This is a genomic window from Gardnerella sp. DNF00550, from assembly GCF_049262685.1.
GTDB lineage: Bacteria > Actinomycetota > Actinomycetes > Actinomycetales > Bifidobacteriaceae > Bifidobacterium > Bifidobacterium leopoldii.
The window spans coordinates 217,074-231,238 of the sequence record NZ_CP058397.1 but is presented as its reverse complement, the minus strand read 5'-3'; the positions used below and the strand labels follow the sequence as shown (position 1 = coordinate 231,238).

The 14,165-nt window shown below is 44.6% G+C and carries 6 protein-coding genes; all 6 read right to left on the bottom strand.

The annotated features are described in order from the left end of the window. Positions 1-6: 6 nt before the first annotated feature. Complete coding sequence (locus HXT29_RS00715; RefSeq protein WP_415706011.1) at positions 7-1,110, bottom strand: MraY family glycosyltransferase; 1,104 nt, start codon at positions 1,108-1,110, stop codon at positions 7-9. A gap of 128 nt (positions 1,111-1,238) precedes the next feature. Then, the gene (locus HXT29_RS00710; protein WP_415706009.1) at positions 1,239-1,925 is read right to left on the bottom strand and encodes an L-threonylcarbamoyladenylate synthase; all 687 of its coding nucleotides are present in this window, start codon (positions 1,923-1,925) and stop codon (positions 1,239-1,241) included. Next, on the bottom strand, positions 1,922-2,920 hold the full coding sequence (prmC, locus tag HXT29_RS00705) for a peptide chain release factor N(5)-glutamine methyltransferase (protein WP_422118384.1): 999 nt from the start codon (positions 2,918-2,920) through the stop codon (positions 1,922-1,924). Before prmC ends, HXT29_RS00710 begins: the two co-directional genes overlap by 4 nt. Positions 2,921-2,953: 33 nt before the next feature. Next, complete coding sequence (gene prfA / locus HXT29_RS00700) at positions 2,954-4,051, bottom strand: peptide chain release factor 1 (protein ID WP_004118799.1); 1,098 nt, start codon at positions 4,049-4,051, stop codon at positions 2,954-2,956. 146 nt (positions 4,052-4,197) lie between these two features. Beyond that, positions 4,198-4,410, bottom strand: coding sequence for a 50S ribosomal protein L31 (rpmE, locus tag HXT29_RS00695; RefSeq protein ID WP_004118797.1), 213 nt, complete (start codon positions 4,408-4,410; stop codon positions 4,198-4,200). 157 nt (positions 4,411-4,567) lie between these two features. Further along, a complete protein-coding gene (locus HXT29_RS00690; protein ID WP_422118383.1) occupies positions 4,568-14,014 on the bottom strand; it encodes an InlB B-repeat-containing protein in 9,447 nt (3,148 codons plus the stop codon). Between the last annotated feature and the right edge of the window lie 151 nt (positions 14,015-14,165).

The following is a 14,165-nucleotide window of genomic DNA, read 5'->3' as shown; positions in this document are numbered from 1 at the left end:
GAAACGCTACGAATTGCGAAGTTCGGGCAGGCGACGACGCAAGTACGGCATCATTGTGAGCACAGTAAGCAACGCAGCAGCAAGGATCATTCCAACAAGCACATACACAGCTTTAAAGAACAAAATCATAATAGAGCCAAACGCAATTAGCGCAGCCCATCCCCATAAAATCAGCACAGCACCCTGCACAGAATGTCCGATTCTAAGCATGCGGTGATGCAAGTGCATGCGATCCGGATGCATTGGCGACTGCCCTTTAGCAACACGCCTAAAAATAGCCAAGCACATGTCAAGAACCGGCAAAAACAGCACAAGAATCGGCAACAAAATCGGCATAAATACAGGCAAATAAATACTCGTATGCACAGCCGACGGATCCAAATGACCGGTCATAATAATCGACGCGCAAGTAATTAAGTAGCCGATTAGCATGGAGCCAGAATCGCCCATAAAAAGTTTCGCAGGATGCCAATTGTGCATGATAAATCCAACGCACATACCTACCATTGCAACGTCAATAAGAGTTGCCATTGATGCGTAGGATGGCGACGTGCGCGCGAGTATGTAAGAGTATGTTGCGAAGGCAATGCCGCCGATTGCAACGATTCCGGAAGCCAGTCCGTCCAGCCCATCTACAAAATTTACTGCATTAATTGAAGCAACGATTAGTATTGCAGTTATTGCGATTGACACGCTTGGAGATGCCGTCACGAGCGAGCCGAGCGGCAAAGTTACGATTTGCAACCCTCCCCACGCCACAAAAACAGCTATAAGCAGCTGACCGGCAAGCTTTAGCATCCAATCTAAATCCCAAATGTCGTCGCATACCCCAAGCAGGCATATCATAACGGCTCCTGCTAGCACAACCCACGGCTGGTGCGTTCCTGCAAAAAGCCCGGAAATAAATGGCATAGAACTAGCGAATGCCATCGCAACTGCAAAACCAAAAAGCATACCTACACCACCCATACGTGGCGTTGGAATAGTATGCACGTCGCGAGCGCGAACTTTGCCAACAGCACCCATACGGATCGCAAGGTGACGAACAAGCGGCATAATAAGCCACGTAGCACCGCCTGCAATTGCTGCAATAAACAGGTATACCCTCATGAATGCGTCCTTTGCTATGCGATTACTTCGTTGGGTTTAGCAGCGTTTGCTAAATTTTTCGCTTGCTTATTTTGATTGTAGCGATTTGTTAGTACCAGAAATTTAGTATCAGAAATAAGTTAATAAACTTACTCACTTAACGCATTACGAATTTCGCACTCCGAAATCACACCTTCGCGCAAAATCACAATACCGTCTTTATCGCTTGAATCCGCACCAACTACCGTGCTTGCCACGTGCGAGCGAGTCGGACCTGCGTTCAAATACAGCGGAATTTCGTTGCCGAAAGCTTCAAATGCTTCCTCGACGCTGTCTGCACTTTCGTTACCACTGCGATTCGCGCTAGAAGCAGCCAGCGGGCCCGTAACGCGCAAAATTTGCATTAATTCCGGGCAATCAGGCACGCGCACACCTTGAGTTGATTCGATTGCTTGAGTTGTTTCAGTTTCTTGAGTTTTCTCATCAGTCTCATTCGTTTTGCACAGCGTTGCAAGTTTGGACGCAACCGAGTCCTTCTTAGCGCGCGCAATCGGAGAATATCCACCCGGAAGGAACTTTTTGCCTAAAATATCCAGCGGAGACGGCAAATACAGCCCAAGTTTTTCTAAATCTTCCACTCCGCTCATTAAAATTTGCAACGCCTTCGTGCGCGGTCTGCGCTTAAGCTCGTAAATTTTTGCAACTGCAGCTTCATTAAATGGGTCGCAAGCAACGCCATACACAGTGTCAGTTGGCACTACGATTACGCCGCTTTCGTTAATAATTTGCGCTGCCATTTGCAGTGATTCTTCGTTGATATTGCAAATTTTGCTCATTTTTGCCTCTTTTGTTGCTTTTGTTGTTTATTTTGCTTATTTTCTTCTATTTGATTCAAGTCATATATCTGATTCAAGTCATATTTTTGCGCAAAAGTGTATCGCGGTCTGCCTGTTAAGTCGTTTCCAACTCGAGTACAAACAAAACCTAGGCTTTCCGCGTACTTTTTAAGCGCATCTCCTTGCGAAATATCATGCTCCATAACCATAGCTCCCCCGGGTTTAAGAAGCGCAAAAGCCGCACGCATAATCTGCTCCGGAATAAGCAAGCCGTCCACAGAGCCGCCGTACAACGCAAGCGGAGGATCATATTCTCGCACTTCAATCTGTTCCGGCACTTGATTTTCCGGCACGTAAGGCGGATTCGTTATTACTAAATCTACTTTGCCGCAAATTGCGTGAAGTTCAGGAGTTAAATCTGAAATATGCGCTTTTGTTGCATCTGCAAGAACAGCATGGTATCGACTGGAAATCTGCATATTTTCGTAATTCTTTGCAGTTTCTTCAAAATTTTTTCGCAAATATTGAAAAGCTTCAGGAGATTTTTCTACAGCCCACACTTGCGCGTCTGCAACTTCCGTTGCAATCGACAATCCGATTGCTCCCGAACCTGCGCATAAATCGACTACCGTAGGCTTGCTAATATGCGATTCACACAACCAATCTAGGCCAGCATCAACAACAACTTCTGTTTCCGGACGCGGCACAAAAACGCCCTTGCCAACGCGCAAATCCAAGTAGCGGAAAGGCGCGCGACCAATAATATGCTGCAACGGCTCGCGAGAAGCACGCCTAGATACAAAATCGCTATATTTGCTAGCATAATCGGGCGAAAAATTCTTGTAATCACCCATAAGCAGAGCTTTGTTCAGCTCAGCTAAGCTCACTCCGCAAGCGTGAGCCAGCAGCAAGCGCGCATCATATTCTGCTGACTCCACGCCTGCAGAATCAAGCTTTTTAACAGCATCGCGCAAAACTCGCAAAAGTTCTTGCATTTTAAGAATTGTTTAGAAATTTTAATCGGCTACTTACTTGGCTTGCGCTAAGCGGTCAGCTTCATCCGCCTGAATATCACTGTCGATAACAGGCTGCAAATCGCCGTCAAGAACCTGGTCAAGATTGTAAGCTTTGTAATTCGTGCGATGATCCACAATACGATTTTCTGGGAAATTGTACGTGCGGATTCGCTCAGAGCGGTCGAGCGAACGCACCTGTGAGTGGCGCATATCCGCCGCTTCTGCTGCCTCCTGCTCGTGCTTCATAGCGAGCAAACGAGACTTTAGCACGCGAAGGGCTGCCGCACGGTTTTGAATCTGCGACTTTTCGTCTTGCATGCTAACAACAATTCCGGTTGGAATATGCGTCATGCGAACCGCGGAATAAGTAGTGTTCACGGACTGTCCACCAGGACCGGAGCTCATGAAAATGTCGATCTTCAAATCTTTTGGATCGATTTCGATTTCGTCGTCATCTTCGTCTGCTTCTGGAAACACGATTACGCCGGCTGCGGAAGTCTGTATGCGCCCCTGCGATTCAGTAACTGGGATTCGTTGCACACGATGCACGCCACCCTCGTACTTCATGCTTGCCCACACGCCGTCTTCTGGAGCAGGAGTACCTTTTGCGCGAATCGCAAGCTGCACGTCTTTTACGCCGCCAAGTTCCGTTGAATTTTCGCTTTGGATTACGGTAGTCCAGCCGCGCTTTTCGGCATAACGCATGTACATACGCAATAAATCGCCAGCAAACAGAGCAGCTTCTTCGCCGCCTGTGCCAGCTTTAATTTCCATAATCATATCGCGCGCATCATCCGGATCCCTAGGAATTAATGCCGTGCGAAGCTTTTCTTTTGCTGCTGGAAGCTGCTCTTCTAAGCGCTTAGCTTCTTCAGCAAAATCTGGGTCGTCGCTTGCCATTTCGTTTGCGGCTTCAAAGTCGTCGCAAAGCTGCTTGTAATTTAGGTAAGCGTTTACGATTGAGCCGAGTTCTGCGTGCCTGCGGCCGAGCTTGCGAATAGCGTCCGGGTTTGACGCAACTTCCGGGCTTCCCATGCGACTTTCAATATCGCGATACTCTTCTAACGCGGTAACTGCTGCCGGGAATTGTTCCTCTACTGACTCAGCCATCATATTCCTTTGTAGTCGCGCTTAACGCGGATTGTAAATCAAAAATTTAAATGTTAAATGTAGAACACTAAACACACATGTTTAGCACATAAAACGCCAGCCCCGATTCCGCGAGTTACACGAAAACAGGGCTGGCGTCACAAAAGCTACTTAGTCTTCTTACCGTAGCGCTTCTCGAAGCGAGCCACGCGGCCGCCGGTGTCGAGAATCTTCTGCTTACCGGTATAGAATGGGTGGCACTTTGAGCACACGTCAACCGTCATGTGATCGCCATCAGCGGTGGAACGAGTTACGAAAGTGCTTCCGCAAGAGCAGGTAACCTGCACTGCGTGATAGTCGGGATGAATACCCTGCTTCATAATGTCTCCTATGGAATTCGGGCGACCCGGGTCGCAAAGCCCCAATAGCTAAGCGTGAACCGGAACCTTCGTTATTTTAGTCACCACCCTCGACGCGCTTATAATTCGTATAAAAATGGAGCGCATGAAAAATTCAAACGCTCCAAATTTAAATAAATTATTTATTATTGCGACGCTTGCGATGGTGCTTGCCAGTCTTTACTACCGCAAGACCAATTGCTGCGATTGCTGCCGACAAAATACCAGCAGATGCAGAAGAAACCGTGTCGCTACCAGTTTTAGCTAATTCCAGCTTTGCTTCAACAGTTTCTTTTAGATCCTTTTCTTGCTTCTTTTCATCCTCAATAGTTACGTCATATGAAATAGAAGAATCAGGAGAAGGAATAACTTGCTCAGGCGCTGGAGTTGGCTGCTCAGGCGCTGGTGCTGGACTTGGAATTGGTGCTGGAGTTGGAGAGTTTGGTTTGCTCTCAGAAATCACATCAATTTCAACAGCAATTTCCGCTTCGCGACCATACTTATCGGTAGTAGTAAACGTTAGCTCAACTTTTGGCTTTCCATTCACAATCTTAGGAGTGCCGGAAATCTTGCATACAGTACCAGCGCAGGTTGCGTTAATACCGTTTACAGAATTCGTAACCTCTGAGATTAACTCGTTAATGGTTACTTCCTTACCATCTACCGTAATCTTGTTAGTAGCATCGCCAGATCCTTCAGTCATGTTTTGCAAAGTAAAGTTCGTTAACATACCCTCGCGAGCAGAACCACTAAACTTAAACCTCATAGGAGCCATCTTCTCGAAGTTTGCAGTAATAGTGATTTCGTGTTTTGAGTGAGGCTTTGGCAGCGAAATCTCTGGATTTACTCCAGCATTGCGCAAAACCTGCTTCAAAGCTTCCAAACTAGACTTCTTGGAGCTGCGAATTATCTTTGCAACAAATGGCTTATCTGCTTCATCAGCAAGCTCAGCGAGCACTTCTCGCTGTTCATCAAGAACATAACTATCAATTGCGTTCTCAAGATTAGCAAATGTTAAGTCTATTCCTGCTTCTTGCATCAAATTCTTCAGCGCTTCTATTGAAGAATACATAGAATTGGAAATTTGCTTGGCAAGCCATGGTTTTCCAGCTTCTTTAGCAAGTTTTACAAGCAAAGTCTTTTCATGAACTTGCTCAATGACTTTGTCAACATCAATGCCATTTTGGACAAGCTTATCCTTAATCTTTTGTAAGGAATCATGAGACTGACGAATTTCAGAAGCTAGATCAGTCTTATGATTTCTTTCAGCAACCTGAGCTAATTCTTCACGCTTAGCATTGTAGACTTGCGCAGCATGTTGCTTTTGCGCTTCGTTCAGGAGATTTTGCAAAGCAGCAAGCGTAAATTTATCTGAGTTACGAATCAACTTTGCTACATATGGCATACCATCCATAATTGCCATTCGAGCCAAAGCTTCTCGTTCTTCTTCTGTGGCCTTGCGTTTATCTGCCAGAGCCGCTGGCTTTTCAGTCGTATCAGACGACCAATCCTTGAACATGTAGCCTTTATCGGCAAGCACATCTGGAACTGGCATAAGCAAATTAGTAGCGCTGTTTCGTACCCAATATACTGAAACTATCTTGTCGCCAGCACTCTCAAGAGGCGATTTTTGCAAACTTCCGCCCTTACCAGCTACATACGTCACCTTCGTGTAGTTCTTTTCTATGAACTTAGCCGCAGCAGTGCCCTTAGCCGGCAAATCGTTATCTGCAATCACGTTAGGCAAAACATACACATGCACAGGCAACTTAGTTGTAACAGTTTTTTGCTTTCCTGTAGTCTTATCAATTTCATCAGTAGGCTTAGTTACATTCACCATAATTGTTGAAATTCCAGGCTTTGAAACATCAACCTTAGCATTCTCATCTACAGATGCACTCACTTTAGGGTCAGCACTATGTACGAGCTTATTGACGTTTGGAATCTTATCTCCAACGCCAACAACTGTTTCTGGAATCTTCACACCATCAGCGCCATTTTGTTCAGCAACGAAAATGCGCGGCCTGCTGATATCCCAATTGTCGTGTAAGAGTATGTTTGACTTACGGCTCTTTGCATCATACATTTGCCACTTTGCAAAACCGGAAAGTTCTGCAGCAGTATCGTTTGCAACTTTTTGAGCAAACTTAATGTTATCTTCTTTATCTTTTCCGTGACGAATATACAGAAGTTTTGGCTTATACGAACCGTCAGCCCACGTTCTACCAAATCCTGGAAGGAATATGGTTGCAACGTAGCCATCTGGAATATCGTCTTGTTGAGAAGCGTCAATTACGTTTGGCACAAGCTTATAACGTGCTATAAAAGTGGTGTTCCCACTAAACTTCATACCAGCAATTTCAGCACTAGAATATAGCTTAATTTTTGGTGGATTCGACACAGTAGTAGGTGTTGGAGCCGCAGTAGCAACAAGTGTCACAACAGGGACTACTGATGCAGCAGTATTTGTACCATTCGTAATATTTGGCGTGTTGGTCGAATTTGCTACAGGTGCAGTAGCTGCCTGCATCTCCCAGCCTTGGAACTCGTAATGGTATCCTTTCGCATCGTAATCCTTGCCAATAACCTGCGGTGCACGAACGCCACTAGCAGATTGCTTATATGCGTAGTACAACTCGCGCGAACCTTCAGCAAATTCACCCTTGCCATTTGGTGACTTATTATCACTCTGAGCATTTATAAAGTTGACTGAAACATACTTAGTCTTATCAAAAACTAGTTTGCGTTCAGCATTAGCACCAGTTTGCGTAGTATCCTGCGTATTCTCCTTCGGCAAGCTTTCTGGGTACATCAACTGATAAAGCACTTTTAAGCGTCCTACAAGTCTATAAGTCTTGTAATCCACTGCATCCTTATACTTAACTGTAACTTTCAAAGGAACAGTGTACAAAGCAGGCTTCTTAAGCATTTTTTGTTTTAACTTATTTTGTTCAGCTTCAGTTGGTAAATCGTATTCGACTTTTATGTCTTCTATGCCATTATTCACAGCAGCATCTGCTTTGAGCTGAGACATATTAGTTATAAAATCGGTTAGCTTTGGAAGCGTGTCAGGGTCATCTTGCACAGCAACAAGGTAATCAGTCTGCACTGCTGGCTCTGTCCAAGGGGTTTGATCTGCCACGAACTCTTGGAATGGTTCATTGACTTTCCAGCCATCTTTCCAATCACCGGTCACGTCAGCAACATCTTTAACTTCAGTAACTTTCTTACCGTCATTAAGCATACTGCTTCGTTTCCAAGTGCCAGTAGCTCCAGTGAGACTGCCTTTCAGCATCTCAAGAACATTCACTTGCTTTCCATTAATGATCTTCGTAATTTGGGAAATATCAGTGCCCTTCTTTACGTAGAACACTTTAGGTCCACTCGTGCCGTCACTCCACAATCGTCCTGGAGCAGGCTTGAAGATTGCAACTACAGCATCTTTAGGAACTTCACCGCCGTCAGAGGAACTCGAGAAGTATTCAATCTTCTTGTAAACAGCGTTATAAGTTATGCCGGAATTATCGTTAACCTTAACATCTTTATAACGACCTTCAGAATCGATATCGTACTTCTGCTCTGGATTCGGATTCTCAGCAGTCGGCTTTACAACATTAGTTGCCCAGCCCTTAAACACGTAGTGGTAATTATCGGCACTATGATCCTTACCGAAAGCTTGCGGCACACGGATTCTAACATCCTTACCTTTATAAACGTACGCAGTAAGCGTAGTGTCTCCGTCATCAGGATGATTAGAATTATCTCCATCGTGACCAATAATAGTGCCTTCATCGTTCTTACCGGTAAAGGTAATCGGCACGTACTCGTCTTTATGCTTGCTACCGTAGTCAGTAGCCTTAAACTTCTCCCACTCGCTTCCGTACACCAAATCCGGCAGCGTGCGGTACAGCACTTCAGTTTCAGCAATGTTGCCATCAAGATGCACTTGCACTTTAATCTTGTGCAAGCCTGGAGTGTTGTCAAACTTTTCGTCTTTACCGAATGAGAACGTAGCATCACTTGGATACTCATCAGCATTCGTTATAAGAGCTTTAGCTGCAGTTGGATCAGCCGGATTCAAAGTATCTATTGGCTTCAAAACCTTAGTATCAATTGCAACAGGAGCTTTTATCTTGAAGTTAGCAGTGTAAATTACCTCAGGATTGTTCTGCTCTTCGGAGCGAATCGGCAAGCGATTTACACCATCGGAATACTGAAGCGTATGCGAGCCAACTTCAGACGAACCGACTTTCGAAGTCCAGCCTGCAAACTCAAATCCAGGCTTTGCTTTCACTGTTGGAAGTGGCATTTGATAAGCTTTTGTGCCCTTAATTGCGTCGTACACAAGAGCAGAGCCGTCAGCTACATCCTTGTTCTGCCAGTCAACAACGCTGCCCATAGAGTCTTGACCATCAGCCACTTTAAACACGTAACGCGTGTAGTGATCTGGGCGAGCTTGATAATCGTCCTTACGCTTAAGCACGCGTACGTCATCATATCTAAATGTGATAGTACGAATATCGTCAGCTTTTTGCTTGCCGTAAGGATCAGTAACGTATTCAATACGCTGCTGCGTATTTTCTGGCTTAAAGCCTTCAATAGGCTTGTAGAATACTACGTCATACTTTCTATTTACAGAGCTAACTTCGCTTTCTGGAAGAAGCTCCTTTTCTTTACCGTCCTTACCAATAGTTACATAGCGAACTTTGTACTTGCGCATATTATAAGTTTGGTAAATAAACTCGCCAGTATTCTCAGATTCAGTACTCGAAGCTTCAAAGCTCGTGAAATGCTTATCTGGGAAGTGCGTTTCGTCACTATAGACTGCTTCCGCATTGTAGCGCAAATGCTCGCGCAAGCCGGAAACCGTTTGCTCGGCGGTATGGTCTACCATCGCAGCTTTGGCTTCTTTCGTAGCAGCATCCTTATAGTCAGAAATCGTGTATCCAGGCTTTAAGAATATATGCTTAAAAGTGCCCTTGTAGCGAGTATCCTTCACCCACACTGCGTTAAGCGTTATATCTTCTACTACTTTGTTGCCAAAGGCGTACGGCAAAGTTTTGCCATTCTTGTTGATTTCCCAACCGTAGAAGTCGTAGCCTTTGCGAGTTGGAGTGCCTATTTCATCCTTTTCGTCAATAACATGGTAGCGAGCGAACTCCTTTTTCTTAACTACGTTTGTGCCAGCTACCTCATTACCGTTTCCATCGGTATTTGGCATATTGTAGTTAAACGTTACCGTGTGCTTAATATTAGTTGGCTTACCCCACGCAGCATAAAGCTTAATGCCATTAACTGGCATTGTAACATCTTTAGCTTTACTTTTATCTTTGCTTTCACCTTTAGCATCTTCACTCTCGCCATTTATAAGCTGACTACCAGCTTGATCAACAGCCCAGCCTTTAAACACGTAGTCTTTTGGCAAATTGTTAGGACGAGTGATGGAGTAAGTTTTGCCGTTAAGTGTGAATGTGTACTTGCCATCGAACTGAGTTGCGGTGTTATCACCACCCTCTTTAGTTACAGAATCATCGTAAGACTTAACGTTGCCGTATAGCTCTTTGTCTTCGCCCGTCAAATCTTTTTTGCCGCGCTTAGTCAAGCTATACTCGTACGGCAATCTCTCTTTAGCAGCGACATTGCCATCTGTTATAGCATTGCCATCCGCATTATAAAACTGCACGTCGTACGACTTGCGGTCGTACCTAAACTCAAGTGGTTTGTTATCATTAAATTCATCTTCATCACCTTTATAATTTTCTTGTTCATCTACTGGAACGCCCCTATACTTTCGAAATGCTAAATGATACTTTTTAGCAAAAGCTTTCTGCTCATCCTCACTTAAATCATCCCAATTCCCATGAGCATGAGATTCGTTATACCACACTTCCAGATTATCTTTAAAGTCGTCTGAATCTAACGCATCACCAACTTTTGTCTTATCATAACCATCAGCAGGATTAAAACCAGCAATAGATGGAGCTGGATAATCATAGCCAGTGTTGGGAGTATCATCTTTGCTATAAGAATCGGTAGAAAGCTCATAATCGTCATCGCTTGCTGTACCACCCTTTTTAGCGGATGCAATACTTTGCTTCCTAATAATCACCTGTATAGGCTGACTTTGATCACTGCTATCAGCAGTAAGCAGACGCTGATTATCTTTTAACTCATATTGTTTTGCATCAGGATTCGAAGGGTCATCACTAATTTTAGGCGCTTGGTTCTTACCCACTACACGCCAACTAGGGTCAGCAAATTCTTCTTTAGTAAAACGATACGGAGGAGTGTCACGATACTTTACATCCCCCGCAAATCCAAGCTGCCACCCTAAAGAGCCTTTTCCCTCTTCACTAAAATATAATTCATTTACATCAGGCCAAATATCAGTAAGCTTTTGACCGTAACGAACATTTACGTGGTAGCCTTTATGGTTAATTTTAGCGCCATTATCATCCTCATCTTTACCTTCATACTTCGTTGAGCAACCGCCACCGCCAGCATAGCAATAAATAGTTGTTTTGCCGTTTTCATCTTTTCTTTTTATAGCAACATTGTCACCGCTATTGACGCCAGCAGGCTTAGCAAAAATAAGCTCATAAGTATTGCGGTCGTAAACTAAGTTAAGAGTGTTGTTTAAGTCGTTTGCGCAAAGCTTCGCTTTACTGCGTTTGCCTAAATCTGGGCGACCCTGCACAAAATCATGTTCCTCAGTGTTAAGCTTTTTAGTAAGCTCCTTATTCACGTGGAAGTAGCGCGTGAATAAGTCCTTACCCTTGTTGTTAACATCACCAGGATGCTCAGTATCATACCCGTCTAAGCTTGTTACAGGCGTATCGTTCATCCAGTTGAACTTTGAAATTAAGCCATCTTTATGATTATTCGCATCTGTACCTTGCAGCTCTTCTTTTGTTAAGCCAAGCTCCGGGCTCGTTACATAATCAGTTTCGCTTTTGCCATTAAGCTCATCAGTATCTTTAGCAACACCAGCATCATCCATCTTATCGAGCACAACGTCGCTATCAGTTTGCACATTCGTGCGCTCAACAAGACCAACAAAGTCGTAGTTTACAAGCGAATCCGGATGCTCTTTGTCTACCAAATCCGCCTTCTGTACCCACACGTTCACGCGGTAGCTGGTAGTATTGTTAGCTTCCCAAACTGCGCGGAATCGCACATTGTGATCCGGCATCTTGTAGTTAGTAGAATTTCCTTTAATTAGTGGACTACCAGAAGTATTTGATTGATTAGTATCCCCTGGTTTTACTACCTGCCACCCAAGGAACTTATGACCACGATATGTAGGTTCTGGAACCGCAGGCACTTCCTGATCATAATACACTTTTTGAGCAGTAACATCCGTGCCGCCAGCAGAATCGTAAGTAACTTCATACGCCTTACGATAGTAACGAAGGTTCAAAACTAGCTTGTCTTTTTCATCTTCAGAATCAGAAAGTGGCGAGCTAATAAGATTATGCTCCGGCTCGTAGCCTGGAATATACAGAGCTACAGCACTCACATCTGAACCAACAGTGCCAGTAACTTCAGTGACGTGGATACGTTCTTTTTTGCCATCTTTGTAAGTTACTTCAATAGTCTTGCCAACGCCAAGATTTGGAGCATCGTGAAACTCATCCTTATTATCGAGATCCTGCACCAAGTGACGCACATAGTACTTAGCTGTTTTAGGAGCGTAGTTGATATTCAACTCGCCGTAATACTGAATGCCGTCTTCTACTGCCGGTTGCGCAGATGATGAAGATTGCGAAGTTGTTTGAGATGACGAGGCTTGCGGGGCTTGAGCGCCGTTGTTAGCTCCAACAGCAGGCCTTTTCTTTACAGCATACTCAGTAATCAGCTTCTTACTCAAACGCAAGTAGCGCTTAGCATCCGCATCCGTACCGTCGTCAATAACAAACTTGCCTTCGTCGTTTTTAATGTAGTACTGATAATCCCCGGAATGGTATACAGATGGACGGTATCCAGCAGCCTGCGGAAGCTCAACGTATTCGTACTTACCATCTTTGTCAAGCTTATCGAAGTCTTCTTGGTCAATTGTAAGCTCATAAGGCTGTACAAGCTGCTTATTCGCAGCACCGCCAATCGTATAGCGAATTTGCAAATTGTACGTAGCTTTTGACTTAGTGTCGGTTTGTACCTGTTCGTTGGCTTGCTCTGTACTCTTCGCCTCTGGATTATCCGTATTCGGCTTAATTACCTGGCTGTCTGGATCAGTTGCTGCGTTATTAGTTGTTGTGCCAGTGTTCGGTGTGCCAGCGTTCTGTGTGCCAGAGGTCGGTGTGCCAGAGGTCGGTGCAGGAGAAGGTGAAGGCGTTGGCTGATTGTTCGAAGCAGGCGTTGAGTGAGTTGTATCATTGTTCGGCGTAGAAGCAGATTGATTCTGGGAAGCAGAGTTTTGTGCAGTAGTTGAAGGCGTAGCGCTTTTATCTTTGCCTGTGGCACCTGTAGTTGCACCTTCTGCACTGCTTTGCGAACCTTGTGCATTGGTTCGTGCAATTGTATCTGTACCTGTGGTCGCTGCAGTTCCAGTGCCAGTGTTAGATTCTGCATTTGCAGGAGTTACAGGAGTAGACGATGCAGTTGTATTACCTGCAGGAGCCGCATCTGCAGCAGCTGGCTCTACGTTTGCAGGCTGCTGATTTTCAGCTGGATCAACGTCACCAGCATTTGCTTCCGGTTGCTTTGTTTCTGCTGGCTTCGCAGTTGGCGTTGATTCTGGCTTTACTTCTGCTGGCTTTGTAGCTGCAGTATTTGTAGTAGCCGGCTTATTATCAACATTCTGAACCGGTTTCGCAGTATCTGGCTTCGTCGTATCTGGATTAGTAGTATTTTGATGAGCTTGCCTATTAGCAGTCGCACTTTTTACAACAGAATTAGACACTGGCGCACTCACCGTAGCAGATTCAGCAGCACTTACTGTATTTTCAGTAACATTTGACTTTGAGCCTAAAGTTGCATTTTTAATCTCAGAAGTCTTTGTAGGCGTAGCAGACTGAACGTCATGAAGAGCTTTATCAGAATTTACAGACTTCACAGCACCTACAGAAGGCATAATAGGCATGGGAGAAGAAATTGCAACTGGGGTATTTTTCACACTAGTCAGCGGCTCAGAAGGAGACGCAGCCAATGCAGATGGAGATGCATTCGTTTCCAGCACAGATGCACCAGAAGTAGTTTCACTAGGTTTCTTATCTTCTTGCTCTTTGCGAGATCCCTCAGCCTCGCGCAACTGTTGCATTTGTGCATCATGACGCGCAAGCTCTACAAACTTTTGAGTTTGAGCACTCTTATTGAGCACGCCAGCACCCCAACGCTGCATGTTCAATTCGTCTACATCAGGCTTACCTTTGCCCATTTTTTGCGTCATATTAGACGCATCGATAATATCTTTTTGAGTAGGCTGAAGCGCGGAAGCTACAACAGATGGCAGCATCATTGCCAAAGTTGAAGCAACAGCAACTCCAGCAACTCCCTTACGCAAAGCACGAGAACGCTTCACCGCATGAGCCTTACGAAGTGTTCTTCTTGGTACCACATCACCGTGTAAATCTTTACGCTCTGCCATTATTTCTCCTCACTCCAACCAATTTCAAGTAGACCACGCATACTTATAAATCTTCATATGTATCATACATGAATACAATATATGGACATAAAATAAACATTTGTTATAATCTTTTATTCATTACAAATCAACTACAACTCATATTTACGCT